Here is a 14,965-nt window from a genome sequence, read left to right as displayed (position 1 = left end):
GATGTCCCAAGGCTGCTGCGACAGTCATGGCCGCCGAATCTGTCGAACGACTCAAGTCGTCGGCATAGGGCGTCGGGCCGGACGTGTCAGCGGCCGCTCCCGTCCTCCCCCTCGCCCTCCCGGGCGAGCGCGTCGCGCAGCGAGGCCCTGGAGGCGATGCCGAGCTTGGGGAAGATCTTGTACAGGTGGGCGCCCACGGTCCGGGGGGAGAGGAACAGCTTGGCGCCGATCTCCTTGTTGCTGAGGCCGCCGGCCGCCAGCTCGGCGATCCGCCGTTCCTGCGCCGTGAGAGCGGCGACGCCGCCGCCGGGCTCGCGGACGGGCAGACCCGCGGCGCGCAGTTCCAGCCTGGCGCGTTGTTCCCATGCCACAGCGCCCAGCCGCTCGAAGAGGTCGGCGGCGCGCGTGAAGGCCTCGCGGGACGCCTTCGGCCGGCGCGCGCGACGCAGCCACATGCCGTGGGCCAACCGGACGCGCGCCAGGTCGAAGGGGAAGGACGGGCCGGCGGGGTGGGCGACGGCCTGCTCGAACAGCTTCTCCGCGTCGGCGTCGTCGCCGGTCATGGCCAGGGCGGCGGTGGTGAGCAGACCGAGCCGCGGCGAGACCGCCGGCAGCCCCGCGTCGCGGGCCGCGAGGGCGTGGATCCGGGCCTGCTCGGTCCGTCCCGTGTGCAGCGCCGCCTCCACCAGGTCGAGCAGCGTACGGGCCGCCTGCTGGGAGTACGGGGTGAACTCGCCCGGCACCGTGATGCCGGAGGCGTGGACGTACGCCGCCTCGTAGTCACCGGCGCTCAGGGCGGCCAGCGCGCCGATCGACTCCGCGTACTGCGTCAGGAACCCGATGCCCCGCGGCCTGGCCCAGGTGTCGATCGTCGACTGTAGTTCACGGGCCCGGTCGAGCTGCCCGCGGCAGGCGGCCACGAGGCCGAGGAACGCCCGGAACTGATGGGCGAACAGCTCGTAGCCGTGCGAGGTGGTCAGCTCCAGCCCGCGACGGCCGCCGGCCTCGGCGTCGTCCCAGGCGCCGGAGGAGATCTGGTCGAGCATGACCAGGTGCACCATGGTCATGACGTTGGTGACCGCGCCCGCGTCCTTCTCCCGCTCGACCATGCGCTGGAGGTAGGGCCGGAAGTCGCCCAGCGCGTCCACGTAGAAGGCCGACACCGCCAGGCGCATCACGTCCCACGGCTCGCCGCCCGCCATCCGCGCGAAGGCGTCGTCCAGGCGCTCGCGCACCCCGGCGCCCCGGCGGACCACGTCACCCCAGGAGTCCCGGTAGACCAGTGTGAGCGGGTCCGCGGCGTCCCCGACGGAGTCGATGACGGCGTCGGTGCGGGACCAGACGGCGGGATCGGCGGAGAACTGGCTGATGGCCAGGAGCAGATTGAGCAGCCGCGTCACGGTCTCGGCATCCGCCCCGGAGCGCCGCGCCTCCTCGACGGCCGACACCACGCGGCGGTGTGTCGAGCGCACGTCACCGTCCTTGTACAGGGCGACGTAGGCCGAGGTGACCACGGCTCCCGTGTTCGCCGGCTCCCCGGACACCTGACCTGACGCGTCGACCAGACGTTCCGCCTGGTCGAGCAGGGCGGACTGGCCCGCGACGAACGCCGCGTCCCCCAGGCGCCGGGACCGGTCGGCCGCGGTGACGCTCAGTTCCGCGGCACGCGTCAGCCATGCGACGGCCGTCGCCGCGCCGCCCCTGCGCGTCGCCGAGTGCGCGGCACGCTCCAGGACGTCCGCCACCTCCGCGTCGGGGTCGACGGTGGCGGCCGCGAGGTGCACGGCACGCCGCTCGAGGTCGCCCCGGTGCAGTTCGGCCAGGGCGGCATGGGCGGCGCGGCGCTCGTTCGGCGTGGCCAGCTGCACGAGCGCGGAGCGGACCAGCGGGTGACGGAAGGTGAAGTCCCCCGTCGACGGGTCGACGGTCAGCAGGCCCCGGGCCACGGCGCCGTCCACCTGACGCATCCGGTAGCGGGCACCGGTGACCCGGCGGGGCACCGAACCCGCCTCGATGCCGTCCAGCGCGCCGCGGACCAGCTCGGCGCGCTCGGCCGGTGCCAGGCCGTGGACCCGGCGGGCGTACATGCGCTCCAGACGCCGGGTCAGGGGGACGCCCCGCCTGCCTCCTGACAGGTCGTCGGCGATCGTGTGCGCCACGCCGGGCGTCACGCTGCGCGGCAGTTCCACCAGGGCGAGCGGATTGCCGGCCGCGTTGTCCAGCACGATCCTGCGGACCTCGTCGGCCAGCCCGGGGTACCGCTGGTCCAGGAGCCGGCCCGCGGCCTCCTCCGTCAGCGGCTCCAGCGGTACCTCGGGCAGGCCCGCGGCGTCGAACGCGGACCCGGCGTCCGTGCGCAGCCCGACGAGGATCTTGACGTGGTACCCGGACAGCCGTCTGGCCACGAACGCGCACACGTCCGCGCTGGGCCCGTCGAACCAGTGGCCGTCGTCGATCACCAGCAGCAACGGTTCTTCCGAGGACGCCAGCGCCAGGACGTCCAGGACGGCGATGCCGAGTGCCATGACCGAGGGCGCGGCCTCGGCGGTCCTGCCGAAGACGACGTCCAGTACGGCCCGCTGGTCGTGGTCCAGGGAGGCGTCACGGGGGAGCAGCGGGTGCAGCACCTGGTGGAGACCGGCGAACGGCAGGCCCGACTCGGTCTCCACACCCAGTGCCCGCACCACGCGGTGCCCGGCCCCGGCCGCCCGTTCCGCCACCTCGTCGAGGAGCGCGCTCTTGCCGACCCCGGCTTCCCCGCGCAGGACGAGCGCCCGCCCGTCGCGGGCCTCGGTGAACGCCGCGATCCGCGCCCGCTCCTCGTCGCGTCCGATGATCGGGTCCCGCTCGTCGCTCACGCGTCCTCACTCGTCTCCGAAGCCACAGCGCACTTTAAGCCAGGCCGGGAGATTCCGCTCGACCGCCCGACGGCTCGACCGCCCGACGGCTCGACCGCCCGACGGCTCGACCGCCCGACGGCTCGACCGCCCGACGGCTCGACCGCTCGACCGCTCGACGGCTCGACCGCTCGACGGCCCGACGGCCCGACCGCTCGACCGCCCGACCGCCGTCCCGGGCCTGCGCGTTCACCGCGCCGGCCCCGTCGCCGAGGCGGTGAGGAGGTATGGCTGACCGCCGGCGGCACCGCTACCGGGAGCCGGGTGGATCAGGACGAACGGCGGTGCCACGCCTCGTCGTTCGGTGCGGCGGCGGCCGCCTGCGCCGAGCACCGTCCGGACCACGCGCGGTCCGCGGTGCGCTGGGCGCTCGACCCCGCGCCCGGCCCGCGCGTGCCCGACCTCGGTGCCGGAACCGGCAAGCTGACCGCCACGCCGGTCGCGCTGGGCGCCGACGTCCTCGCGGTCGAGCCCGGTCCGGCGATGCTGACCGATCCCCGCCGCACCGCCGACGCTCTCGTCGCGACCCTCGCCACACGCGCGGGGACGCTGGTCGTGCCGGAACAGGAACGAACGGCCCCACTGGGCCGGATCCGTGCGTTCCTCGCGAGCGGACCGGAGAACCGCGGGCGGCGAGTTCACCCGCCCGATGCCGACCTGCGTGCTGCGCATCCGCCCCCACGTCGACGGGCCGCTGCTGTGCTCGCTGCACGCCGACGACCCCCTGCTGGCCATGACGGACCGGCTCGGGCTGCCCGCCGTCTTCGGCGGCCGGCCGGTGGCCGGACCGGCCGAACGGTCCCGCGGCTGCCTCTACGTGGACGCGGACGACCGGCGCGGCGCCCGTCAGGCGGTGCGCCATCCCGTCGGGCTGGGCCGGCGGCGCGTCGGGACGGTCACCGGACCGCTGCACCAGGCCGCCGCGGTGGACCGGCTGGACGGCTACCGCGACGTGCTCCCGGACGCCCCGCCGCACCTGGTCGTCGAGGGCGACTTCACCCGGGCGGGAGGCGCCGGGGCGATGCGCCGGCTGCTGGACGGGCGCCCCCGGCTGGACGCCGTGTCCGTCGCCTCCGACCTCATGGCGGCCGGAGCGCTGCATGTCCTGCGGGAGAGCGGACGGCGGGTGCCCGAGGACGTGGCCGTCGTCGGCTTCGACGACCTCCCCGCCATCGCACCGACCACCGATCCGCCGCCGACCACGGTGCACCAGGACGTCGAGGGGACGGGACGGCTGATGGCCCGGCTGCTGCTCACCCGCTCCTTACGGCGGGAACGGCTCACCGGGCGCCGCCGACGCCCCCGCCTCCCCGGTGGTCAGGCCGACCCGCCTCGTGGTGCACGGATCGGCCTGACCAGGGGCCGTCCGGCCGACCGGGGCGGCCGGACGGGGTCCGGTCAGCCGCCGGCGGCCGGCGCGAGGCGTCCCAGCGGGGCCAGCGCGTCGAGTTCGGCCCGGATCTCCTCCGGCAGCTCCAGGGCGATCCCGTCCAGCGCCTCGTCCAGCTGGGCCACGCTGCTCACGCCCAGCACCGGCATGACCGGCACCGGGCCGCCCGTCATCCACGCCAGCGCGAGCTGGTTCGCGGTGACCCCCAGCCGGGCGGCCAGCTCCCGCAGCAGCGCCACCCGCCGCTCGTTCTCCGGGGACCGGTACTCGGGGCCCAGCTCCCGGTCGGCGCGGGTCAACGCGCCCTGGAGCAGTGGCGAGTAGCCCTGGAGCAGCGCGCCGTGCTCGGCGGCGTACCCGGCCAGGGCGTGGTCCAGCGGCAGCTGGGGGCGGATGTCGTGCGCCGGGTCCGGCCACAGGTAGGAGTGGCGCACCTGGACGACGCGGGGCAGCGCGGTCGCGTCGTCCGAGGACGCCAGGCGGGCCGCCTCCCGCAGCCGGGCCGCGTCCGGGTTGCTCGCGCCGACGACGGCGACGCGCTGGGAGGCGACCAGCTCGGAGAGGGCGCCCAGGGTGTCGGCGAGCGGGGTCGCCGGGTCGTCGGCGTGGGTGAAGTACAGATCGACCGAGGCGCAGCCCAGCCGCTCCGAGCTGCGCTCGAACTGCTTGAGCACGACCTCAGGGCGTAACCCCTCCGCGGACTCCGGGAAGGGGCCGTCCAGCGGATCGGGCAGACAGCCCACCTTGGTGGCGATCAGCGTCTCGTCGCGGGCACCGGTGGCGGCCAGCCAGCCCCCGATGACCCGCTCCGACTCCTCACCGGTGCCGCCGGGGGCCCAGAAGGAGTAGCAGTTGGCGGTGTCCAGCAGCCGGCCGCCGCGCTCGACGAACCGGTCCAGGAGCGCCCGGGAGGTCGGCTCGTCGATGGTGGTGCCGAAGTACATGGTGCCGAGGGCGACTTCGGTGGTACGGAGCCGGTCCATGACCGATTCTCCGTATGCCGTCGTCAGCATGTGCGGGTCCTTTCGCGGAGGGAACGGGCCGAACGCCGTGTCGGACGGAGATGACAGGGGTTCAGGTCGATGGGATATCAGGTGGGACGGGTGCGGCGGAAGCGTGCGCCGTGACCCGGCCCCCGGCCGGGTCCGCGGACCCGGCCGGCGGACCGGCCCGGCGCGCCGCCAGGCTGCCGTACCCGAAGGCGAGCACGTCCGCCGCGGCGAGCACCAGCCGGCTGGCCGCCGCCACGACGGCCGCCTCGGCCGGGGGGAGCACGGACGTCAGGGACACCGCGAGCAGCGCCTCGCGCACCCCCAGTCCGTCCGGGACGACCACCACCAGGCTGCTCAGCGAGGTGGCCACCGCGAACCCGCAGACACAGGGCAGCAGCGAGCCGAGCGGATCGGCGCCCAGCGCCACGGCGAACAGCCACAGATGGCCGCCGGTCACCGCCCAGGACAGCGCGCAGAGCCACACCGAGCGCCGCAGCACCGAGGACGGGACCGGCGCGAGCCTGCGGTCCAGCGCCCTGACCGTCCTGAGCAGCCGCACCGCCGTGACCAGCAGCCGGGGCAGCACGACCAGCGCCGCCGGGACCAGCGCCGCCGCCACCACCGCGGCCCCGGCGCCGTGGGCGTACCCGGCGAGGGCGGGCAGTCCGAGCGCGGCGCCGGTGCCGAGGGACACGGCGGCGTAGAGGCCGAACGCGGCGGTGAACTGGAACACGGTGATCCCGGAGCCCGCGGCGAGACGGGTCTGGAGCACGATCGACCACATCACCCCGGGGACGTACTTGCCCAGCGCGCCGGCCGCGAAGAGCCGCACCGCGAACGTGCCGCGCATCGGGACCGACAGGGCCTGGAGCGGTTCGCGCCAGGACAGCGCGGTCAGCCACAGTCCGGCGACCGCCAGGACCAGAGCCGGCGGGAACAGCGGTCCCAACTGCCCCAGGGCCTCGCCGGTGGCCGCCCGGTCCCGGGCGAGCGACCGCAGCAGGAAACCGGCGCACAGCGCCAGCACCGTCACGGTGAGCGTGCTCCGTACCCAGGGGCGCCGGGCGAAGGACAGCGGGCCGGCCCACCACCGCGGGGGCGGACCCGGCCGGCCCGGCGCCCGGCCGGCCGGGGCCCGTTCCGGGCCGCCCCCGGCGGGCGGGCGGGCGCCCCGCCCGCCGGGGGGAGGAGCGTCCGGAGGCCTAGTCATGCCTGGATGCTCCCGCCGCGGTGCCGCCCGCCCCGGCGACGGCCGGCGCACCGCCGTAGCGGCGCCGGAAGGACGCCGAGCCCAGCCAGCGGACGGCTCCCACCGCCGCGGCGACGCCGGTGGTGGCCGTCATCAGCAGGTGCAGTCCCGCCATCAACGGCAGCGCGCGCGTGCCCGCGGCGGTGCGCAGGAACCGCAGCAGCCCGCGTTCCTCCGCGGCGAACGCGCCCAGACCGGCCACGGCCGCCGCCGTGCCGGCCACCGGCCACAGGGGGGCGGCGGCGAGCCCGGCCAGCACCAGGGACACACCGGCCACGGCCGTCGGCCGGTAGGCGGTGTCCGACAGCTGCGGACGGCCCCGGCCCCGGCTGCGGTCGGCGAAGAGCGACACCAGGGGCACCGAGCGCCGGTACTGCTTGCTCAGCAGCACCCGGAGGCGGTCGTCGTCGTCATGGCGCCCCACGATCCGGGGGTCGAGCAGCACCGACGACACGGCCGCGAGCCGCGCGCCGTACTCCACGTCCTCGGTGTCCCGCAGGGACTCGTCCAGCGGGCCCACCCGTTCGTAGGCGGTGCGGGGCATCGCGCCCAGCGAGAAGTACGCGGCCTTGATGGGCCCCGCGGTGCGCCGGCGCCAGTAGTGCCCGTGGAGCACCTTGTAGCGCTCGACGGCACCGTCGTCGATGAGCGGCACGGAGTCGTAGATGCCGCAGACGAACCCGATCCGGGCATCGGATTGCAGGACGTCCACCGCGATGCGGACGGCGTCCGGGCGCAGCGCGATGTCGGAGTCGAGGAAGAACAGGATCTCGCCGGTGCTGCTGCGGACCCCGGTGTTGCGGGCGGCGGACACCCCGCCGTTCGCGGTGCGCACCAGCCGGACCGGGTACTCCTCGGCGATGCGCGGGGATTCGTCGGTGCTGCCGTCGTCGACGACGACGATCTCGACGTGCGGATACGTCTGGGCCACCACGGACTCCAGGCACTGCCGCAGTGTCCGCGCGTAGTTGTAGTTGGGGATGATGACGGAGACGGTGGGCGGTCGCATCGGTGCACCTCACAGAAGTCGGCCGACGGCCAGGGCGGCCAGCCACAGAACGGCGTTGATCACGAGGGGGGTGTCCGTGAGCACGTCCCGCCCCGGTTCCCCGCCGCTGCGCAGCATCGCCACCAACTGCACGTAGCGGCACGAGGCGAAGACGGCGAAGGGCGTGGTGACGACGGCCAGCGCGGCGGCGTGCGGATGCGGTGCCGACAGGGTGAACAGCACGTAGCTGATCAGCGTGGCGGCCAGCAGCACGGCCACGAGCTGGTCGAGCAGCGCCACCGAGTACCCGGCGAGGGCGGGCCGTTGTTCGGCCGCGTCCCCGCGCAGGCTCGCGGCCTCCAGCTCGTGCCGCCGCTTGCCGAGCGACAGCAGCAGGCAGGTGCAGTACACGCAGATGATCAGTGCGGGGTTGAGGGGCGCCGCCACCGCCGCGCAGCCGGCGACCGCCCTGAGGACGAAGCCGACCGCCACCAGGCTGACGTCGACCAGTGAGTAGTGTTTCAGCGCCAGGCAGTACGCCAGGTTCAGCACCAGGTATCCGGCGACGGCGGCCGTCACCTCGGGGGGCAGCAGTGCCGCCCCGGCCGCCGGCACGGCCAGACAGCCCGCGCCCAGCACCAGGGCGCCGAGCGGACCGATCCGGCCGCTCGCCAGCGGCCGGTGCCGTTTGACCGGGTGCAGCCGGTCCCGCTCCCGGTCCAGCCAGTCGTTGAGGACGTAGACCGCCGCGGAGGCGGCCGTGAAGGCGGCCACGGTGAGCAGTGCCCGTCCCAGGTGGTGCAGCAGGGCCGCCGGTTCCACGGCCAGCGGGACGAGCAGGACGAAGACGTTCTTCACCCACTGGCGGGGGCGCAGCAGCACCAGCCAGGCCGGGAGCCGCGAACGGCGGGGGACCCGACGGGGGGTGACGGCCTGCCGGAGCGGGCCGTGCGCGTCGCCGGTGGTGCGCGGCTGCTCGCGCGGGGGCGTGGCGGTCGTCGGAGAGGGCGTGGCGCCCTGGGGGCCGGACAGCGCGGTCACGGCCGGGAGGTCCCTGTCGTCCAGAATCTCTTCTCCGCCCAGCGGTTTCACGGCTGGGCACCCGTCAGGACCCGCCGGAACGCCTCTTCGTGGGCGTCGAGGAAGGCCTCGCCGCCGAAGAGCTTGGTCGCCGTCTCCGCGCCGGCCCGCCGGTCCTCCTCGGGCAGCGCGGCCAGGTCCAGCAGCGCCTCGCGCAGCGCGGCCGGGTCCCGGGGCGGGACCAGCCGCCCGAAGCCGGTGGCCTCCACGGGGTACCGGGAGCCGGACAGGTTCGTGGACACCGGCGGGATGCCCGCCATCATGGCCTCGACCTGGACGATGCCGAAGGACTCCGAGATCGAGGGCAGCGCGAAGACGTCGATGGACGCGTAGAAGTCGCGTACGGCGTCACCGCGCAGCAGGCCGGTGAACCGGATCCGCGGATCACCGGCGGCCTCCCGGCGCAGCTCGTCGATGTTGCTGCCGCCGGCCACGGTCGTGTAGTCCCCGGCGATCAGCAGGCGGGCCCGCGGGTCGTCGAGGGACCTGAAGGCCCGTATGAGGTACTCGATGCCCTTGTCCACGGTGATCCGGCCCATGAAGCCGATGTGCAGCCCGTCCCCGTCGCGCAGCCGGGGCGCGCCCCCGTTGCGGTCGACGCACGGGGAGGGGATGGGCGCCAGCCGGCGGCGCCGGATCGTGGGCCAGATGCGGGAGCCGCGCGCCTGGTCCTCGCTGTTGGTGATGACCAGGTCGGCCCGGCGTACGGCCGCCTTGCACACCTCGTCGACGGCCCGCATCCCGAAGCGGTTGACCGGGCTGTCGGGCAGGAACACGTCGATGTGGTACGTCACCACCAGCCGGGCGTGTCCCTTGAGGGCGGCGATCAGCGCGGCCTCGGGGTTGGGCAGGTGCATGTGGACGATGTCCGAGCGCGCCGCCAGGCGCCGCGCCAGCAGGGGCAGGGCCGGGGCGACGAAGCCCCGGCTGATCCGGGCGAGCACGGGTGCCCGGAAGACGTGGACACCGTTGAGGACCTCGTGGCGGGGCAGTGCGGGGTCGTGCTGGGCGCAGACCACCGCGATGCGCCAGCCGCGGGCGGCCAGCCCCTCGGCGGTCAGTCGCGCGGCCTCGGTGAGGCCGCTGACGTACGGGGCGTAGTAGTCGAGCATCACCGTCACGTCGAACCTGTCGGGTTGCAGCACGTTGCGTCCCTTCTCACGTCTCTTCGGGGGTGTGCTTCGTTTCTCCACGGGGGTGACGCGGGCGTTCCGGGCGTCCCGGACGTCGTCCTCGGCGTCCCCGGCGTGCTCCGGCTCGGGGCGGGCCGGGCCGGGTGTGCTCCGGGGCGGGCCGGGTCAGTCCGTGGCGTCCGGGACCACCACGCGGATCTCCTGCGCCGCGTGGTCGGAGAAGTCCTCTCCGCCGCCGAACCGGTAGCCGGGCACGGCCAGGCCGCCGTCGGTGAACAGCCAGTCCAGCCGCCACAGCCGGGGCAGCGGGTAGTCCGAGACCGGCCAGGAGCGGGCGGGCAGCAGGGAGGCGTCCGGACTGTGCAGCCGGGTGCCGGCTCCGAGCGGGGTCAGTTCCATCCAGGGGGAGTTGAAGTCGCCGGCCACCACGGCCGGGTGGGGGTTGTCCGTCAGGTCCGCGCGCAGCTTGCGCAGTTCGCTGTTCCGCCAGTCGGACTGGTCCTTCGTGAAGTCCCAGAAACGACCGCTCAGGGGGTTGTCGCCGACCCGGAACGGCACCGCGAGGTGCACGTTGTAGAAGGAGACGACGCTCCCGCCGACCCGGATGTCCGTGCGCTGGGCCTTGGTTCCCTTCCAGTACCAGTCCGTACCGCCGGCGGCCACGGGGTCGTGGTGCTCCCTGACGACGGGCAGCCGGGACAGGGTGAGCAGTTCGCCCTCGACGGAGAGGTGGTAGCCGGGGAACTCGGCGCGCAGCCGCGCCGAGTCGTCGATGCGGACCGGCTGGTCCCCCTCCCAGTACAGGTACTCCTGGAGGAGGTACACGTCGGCGTCCTGCCGGCGCAGGAACGCGTAGAAGGCGTCCTTGTCGTCGGTCATCTGCCAGTAGTCCGTGGACCAGGAGAAGACCTTGACCTCGGTGCCCGGCGGGGCGTCGGTGGTGCGGCCCCATCCGGGCCCGTAGCCGGCCAGGTGGGCCCCGGCCAGGAGGAGGACCACCTGGACCGCGGACAGCCAGCGGCGTACCGGCCGGGCCAGTGGGACGAGGGCGAGCAGCAGCAGCGGCACCGCCACCAGGGTCAGCGGCGGGGTGGCCTCGACGACGACCCACAGCCACCAGCGGCCGGCGAGCAGCAGGTGCAGGGCGAGGAGCAGGGCCCACACCGCCGTGGCCGCCACCAGCAGCCGGGTGCCCAGGCACCAGCGCCGGGCGGCCCCGGTGTCCTGCCCGTCCGGGGCGTCGCGTTCGTCCCGGGCGTCCGTCCGGGGCGTCCCGTCGGCGCCGGGCGGCCGGGACGGCCCGCCGCCCGGGGGTACGTCCGCCGACGGGCCGCCGTCCACCGTCTCTTCTGTCGAGGGCATGTCAGAAGAAGACCTTCGCGAGCCCCAGGACTCCCTGCCGCCAGGGGTCCCGGCTGGTCTGACCGCCGCCCTTGCCCGCCGTGACGGGCGCCGCCGTCGCACGCTGCGCGCGCCACCACTCGTACGTCCCGAGGATGGCCTCCTGGTTGGACAGCCGGGGGCGGAAGCCCAGCCGTTCCCGCGCCTTGTCGACGCTGACGTAGGAGTCGGCGAGCAGCTTGGACAGCAGCCTGCCGTACACGGGGGACAGCCGGGTCCGCTCCAGCGCGCGCAGCACCGCCACCGCGGGCCGCCCCGGCACCGAGACCACGCGCCGGCCGTGACCGGCCGCGTCCAGCACCGCCTGGAAGTCCTGCCGCAGGGTGCCGAACTCGGCGGCGCCGATGTTGTACGTGTCGCAGGCCACCTCGTCCGGGGCGCGCAGCACGGTCGCCACGGCCTCCACGAGGTCCTCCAGCGCCAGCATCTGGATGCGGACGTCTCCACGGCCGAGCACGGGGAAGTGGCGGCCCTCCTCCGCCCACTGGAAGAGCATGTCGAACAGCCCCATCCGGCGCGGTCCGAGGAACGTCTTGGGCCGCAGCACCGGCAGACACATCCCCGCCGCCCGGAACCGCTCGGCGACCTTCTCCGCCTCCGCCTTCGCCGAGCTGTACGGATCCACCGGCACGTGCGGGTGCTCCTCGGGCGTCGGCACCAGCCGGGGCAGCCCGTAGACGGCGGTGGAGGAGATGTGCACCACCCGGGGCACGGCGGTGGCACGGGCCGCCTCCAGCACGGTCGTCGTGCCCTCGACGACGATCGACCGGATGTCGGCCACGGGGTAGCTGGGCAGCGCGGACGCGCAGTGCACCACGGCGTCGGCGCCCTGGAGCGCCTCGGTCACGGCGCGCAGGTCCCGTATGTCCCCGGTGAACGGCGTCAGCCCGGGGGCCGCGGGCACCGGGCGCAGATCGAACGCGCTGACCCGGCTGCCCGACCGCAGCAGGTGGTCCACCAGGTGCGAGCCGAGCACCCCGGCGGCACCGGTCACGGCGACCCGGGCGGGCAGCCGCGGCCGGTCCTCCCGCCGTGTGAGCCGCTCGGTCCCGTGCGCGCTGTCGTCGCGCGGCGTGTGCGAGGCGTCGGTCACCACAGCGAGCTCACCCGCTCCCGCACGAACCGGCCGAGCAGGCGCTTCATGCCCTCGGCGAGCGTGGCGTCCAGGGCGGTGAGGAACCGCTCGACTTCTTCCGGACCCGCCACCAACGGGGGACTCACCACCAGCGGACTGCGGCCGTTGAGCGTGTTGTACGTGTAGACGTCGTGCTTGCGGTACAGCGTGTCGATGACCGCGGCGGTGATGATCTTCGTGCGGATCAGCGGGTCCTTGGCCGGGCCGGTCGCCGGCAGCTTGCCGATGAGGTCCAGGATCTTGGGCCCGCCGGAGAGGAAGATCCCGAAGAGGGCGCCGGAGCCGCGCACGTCGTCGATCACGTCCGGGTAGGTCTTGCGGATGCGCTCCAGCCCCGGCTTGAGCACCGCCTCGATGGCCCGGGCCCGCGCCGGGTAGTCGTCCTCGACCGCGACGGAGATCGCCTCGATGGCCGTCGCGGTCTCCTCGCCGAAGCCGTAGTACGTCGTACTCGTGCTCTGCATCATCGCGTCCGTCATGTTGTCGTACGCCTTGCGGAAGACCGGTTCGCGCGCCACGTACGCGGAGACGGACGACTTGCCGCCGCCGAAGGACTTCGAGGTCGTCACCACGTCCGGCACGAGCCCCTCGTACCGGGTGAAGTGGAACATGCTGCCGGTCTTGCCCCAGCCGGTGTAGATCTCGTCGAAGATCAGCACGATGTCCTCGGCGGTGCACAGCTCGCGCAGGCCGCGCAGGAACTCCTCGGAGCACCAGCGCATCGTGGACGCGCTGAACGGTTCGATGAGCAGCGCGTACACGTCGCTGTGCCCCCGCGCGTCCCGTGCCTCGGCGAGGACCCGGCGGACGGAGTCGAGGTCGTCGTAGGCGAAGGTGCGGATTCCGGGGATCGTCGGGAACTCGAAGTGGTTCTGCGCGCCCCCGGTGAGTCCGCCGGAGCCGAGCAGCTTGCCGTGGAAGCTGATGTCCGCCCGCAGGATCTGCCGCCGCCGGCCGCCGTGGTACTTGTACGCCAGCTTGACCGCGCCCTCGACCGCCTCGGCCCCGGAGTTGGGGAGGAACGAGCGGTTCAGGTCGCCGGGCAGCACCGCCGCCAGGTTGTGGCCCAGGGCGGCCAGGTAGGGCGAGAAGTAGGTCTTGTGCACCTCCATCCGCCGCTGCTCCTGGAAGCGTTGGCGGGCCGCGACGATCCGTGGATGGTTGTGCCCGTGGTTGAGCACGCCGATCCCGCCGGTGAAGTCCAGGATCCTGCGGCCGTCCCGCGTGTGGACGTAGGCCCCCTCGGCGTGGTCGACGAGCTCCTGGCCGAAGCCGAAGGAGGTCATCAACCGGACCTGGCTCTTGTTGATGTACGTGCGGTAGAGCTCGTGTACTTCCTCGACGTCCAGCTTCTCGGCCTCTTCGAGGCTGATGAGATGTGCCATTGCCCTCTCCCATGCGACATCGATGTCGGTCAGCCGTCCGCCAAGGTCGCACGGGAGAGAGGGCGGGCACGAGGCATGCCCGGTGGCAGGTGCTGGCACGGCTACTTCTGGACAGCGCTTTCCGGGGCCGTCTCCGCGGCGGCCGGTACGGCGGCTGTTCCGGTGGCCGGTCCGGTGGTCGTTCCGGTGCTCGGGCCGGTTCGGGGCGGGGCTTCCGGCGCGGCCTGCCGGCGGCCGATGATCACCCCGGCCTGGAACCGGCTCATGGCGCCGAGTTCGTCCATGAGCGCCGAGATGTGACGGCGGCAGGTCCGGGTCGCCATGCCGAGGCGGCGCGCGATCACCTCGTCCTTCAGCCCCAGGGACATCAGCCGCAGGATCGAGGCCCGCAGATCCGCGTTCACCTGCTGGTCGTCGGTCGGCTCCGTGCCGCTGCCGAAGGGGCTGCCGGTCTGCCAGGCCGCCTCGAAGGAGCGGCACAGATAGGCCACCAGGGTCGGGTCGGTGACGACGGCCGCGCCGGGCGGTTCGTCCCCCCTCCGTTCCGTGGGAACAAAGGCAATTGTCCGGTCATAAATGATGAGGCGCTCGGAGAGTTCCTCCGCGGTGCGGACTTCCGCACCTTCTTCGGAGATATGTCCGACATAGGTCCGCGTGGTGAGGCTCGACCGGGCCGTGTGCTGATAGAGAGTGCGGATCCGGACACCGCGCCTCAACAATTCCGTCGTCTGGACGAGATCTTGCTGGAGAAGGTCCGCCGAGCGGCCGCCGCCCGGCTGGAGGCTCATCCGTTCCGTGGTGCACCGGCGTCTCGCCAGATCAATCTCCCGGCGCACGTCGTCGGCGTTGTCAAGAACGCGGATCGGGACATCCGCCGAGCGTGATCTTTCAGCGGTCCGATAAGGCCCGACGAGCGAGTGGAGTTGCCGGTGTATTCCCGCTATCCGCCGCCGCTGGCTGGCGATCATCGTCTCCAGCGGGGTCACCAGCTCGGCCTCCACCACCGCCGGGTCGAGGGGCACGACGGGGCTGTCGTGATCGTCCGGGCTGAGCAGGCGCAGATCCTGCAAGGCCTTGCGGGCCTCCACGACCCGCACGGGAGACACCCCCAGCTCGGCGGCGACCTCCTCGTCGTCGAACACGCCGACGCGCAGCGCGGCCCGGTACGCGTCGACGGCCAGCTCGCTCAACAGGGGCCGGGCCGGCTCGTCTAACAAGGGTCGGTTCTCCACAGGACACCTTCCGGTCGACGTCCGCCGCTATCCACTTGTGGCCAAGCCATCATAGGACAGTGATCGAGTCTCGACCCGAGTCC

The 14,965-nt window shown here is 73.8% G+C and carries 11 protein-coding genes and 1 pseudogene; 1 reads left to right on the top strand and 11 read right to left on the bottom strand.

The window, feature by feature from the left end:
- Positions 1 to 86: 86 nt before the first annotated feature.
- Complete coding sequence (locus tag ACZ3KJ_RS20620) at positions 87 to 2,858, bottom strand: ATP-binding protein (RefSeq protein WP_467528820.1); 2,772 nt, start codon at positions 2,856 to 2,858, stop codon at positions 87 to 89.
- A gap of 228 nt (positions 2,859 to 3,086) precedes the next feature.
- Positions 3,087 to 3,569 (bottom strand): hypothetical protein, encoded by a 483-nt coding sequence (locus ACZ3KJ_RS20615; protein WP_467528818.1) that lies wholly within the window; start codon positions 3,567 to 3,569, stop codon positions 3,087 to 3,089.
- Between the two features lie 7 nt (positions 3,570 to 3,576).
- Here ACZ3KJ_RS20615 and ACZ3KJ_RS20610 point away from each other — a divergent pair.
- Positions 3,577 to 4,252 (top strand): annotated as a pseudogene (locus tag ACZ3KJ_RS20610) (LacI family DNA-binding transcriptional regulator); the annotation flags it as partial.
- Positions 4,253 to 4,295: 43 nt separating this feature from the next.
- Here the strand turns inward: ACZ3KJ_RS20610 and ACZ3KJ_RS20605 are convergent.
- The 9 genes from ACZ3KJ_RS20605 to ACZ3KJ_RS20565 all read right to left on the bottom strand — a co-directional run bounded on the left by ACZ3KJ_RS20605 (position 4,296) and on the right by ACZ3KJ_RS20565 (position 14,882).
- On the bottom strand, positions 4,296 to 5,300 hold the full coding sequence (locus ACZ3KJ_RS20605) for an aldo/keto reductase (RefSeq protein ID WP_467528816.1): 1,005 nt from the start codon (positions 5,298 to 5,300) through the stop codon (positions 4,296 to 4,298).
- Between the two features lie 61 nt (positions 5,301 to 5,361).
- A complete protein-coding gene (locus ACZ3KJ_RS20600) occupies positions 5,362 to 6,312 on the bottom strand; it encodes a lysylphosphatidylglycerol synthase domain-containing protein (RefSeq protein WP_467528814.1) in 951 nt (316 codons plus the stop codon).
- Positions 6,313 to 6,481: 169 nt separating this feature from the next.
- The gene (locus ACZ3KJ_RS20595; RefSeq protein WP_467528812.1) at positions 6,482 to 7,537 is read right to left on the bottom strand and encodes a glycosyltransferase family 2 protein; all 1,056 of its coding nucleotides are present in this window, start codon (positions 7,535 to 7,537) and stop codon (positions 6,482 to 6,484) included.
- Between the two features lie 9 nt (positions 7,538 to 7,546).
- Positions 7,547 to 8,557, bottom strand: coding sequence for a UbiA prenyltransferase family protein (locus tag ACZ3KJ_RS20590; protein ID WP_467528810.1), 1,011 nt, complete (start codon positions 8,555 to 8,557; stop codon positions 7,547 to 7,549).
- 47 nt (positions 8,558 to 8,604) lie between these two features.
- Complete coding sequence (locus ACZ3KJ_RS20585; RefSeq protein WP_467528808.1) at positions 8,605 to 9,741, bottom strand: glycosyltransferase family 4 protein; 1,137 nt, start codon at positions 9,739 to 9,741, stop codon at positions 8,605 to 8,607.
- Between the two features lie 153 nt (positions 9,742 to 9,894).
- Positions 9,895 to 11,091, bottom strand: coding sequence for an endonuclease/exonuclease/phosphatase family protein (locus ACZ3KJ_RS20580; protein WP_467528806.1), 1,197 nt, complete (start codon positions 11,089 to 11,091; stop codon positions 9,895 to 9,897).
- Between the two features lies 1 nt (position 11,092).
- Positions 11,093 to 12,142: an NAD-dependent epimerase/dehydratase family protein gene (locus ACZ3KJ_RS20575; RefSeq protein ID WP_467529081.1), complete on the bottom strand. Its 1,050-nt coding sequence runs from the start codon at positions 12,140 to 12,142 to the stop codon at positions 11,093 to 11,095.
- 77 nt (positions 12,143 to 12,219) lie between these two features.
- Complete coding sequence (locus ACZ3KJ_RS20570) at positions 12,220 to 13,650, bottom strand: aspartate aminotransferase family protein (protein WP_389516199.1); 1,431 nt, start codon at positions 13,648 to 13,650, stop codon at positions 12,220 to 12,222.
- 101 nt (positions 13,651 to 13,751) lie between these two features.
- On the bottom strand, positions 13,752 to 14,882 hold the full coding sequence (locus tag ACZ3KJ_RS20565) for a LuxR C-terminal-related transcriptional regulator (RefSeq protein ID WP_467528804.1): 1,131 nt from the start codon (positions 14,880 to 14,882) through the stop codon (positions 13,752 to 13,754).
- Between the last annotated feature and the right edge of the window lie 83 nt (positions 14,883 to 14,965).

It is taken from the genome of Streptomyces sp. NPDC003248 (genome assembly GCF_055563235.1).
Note: the sequence above shows the minus strand (reverse complement) of the source record. Positions and strands in the feature narration are given on the sequence as shown.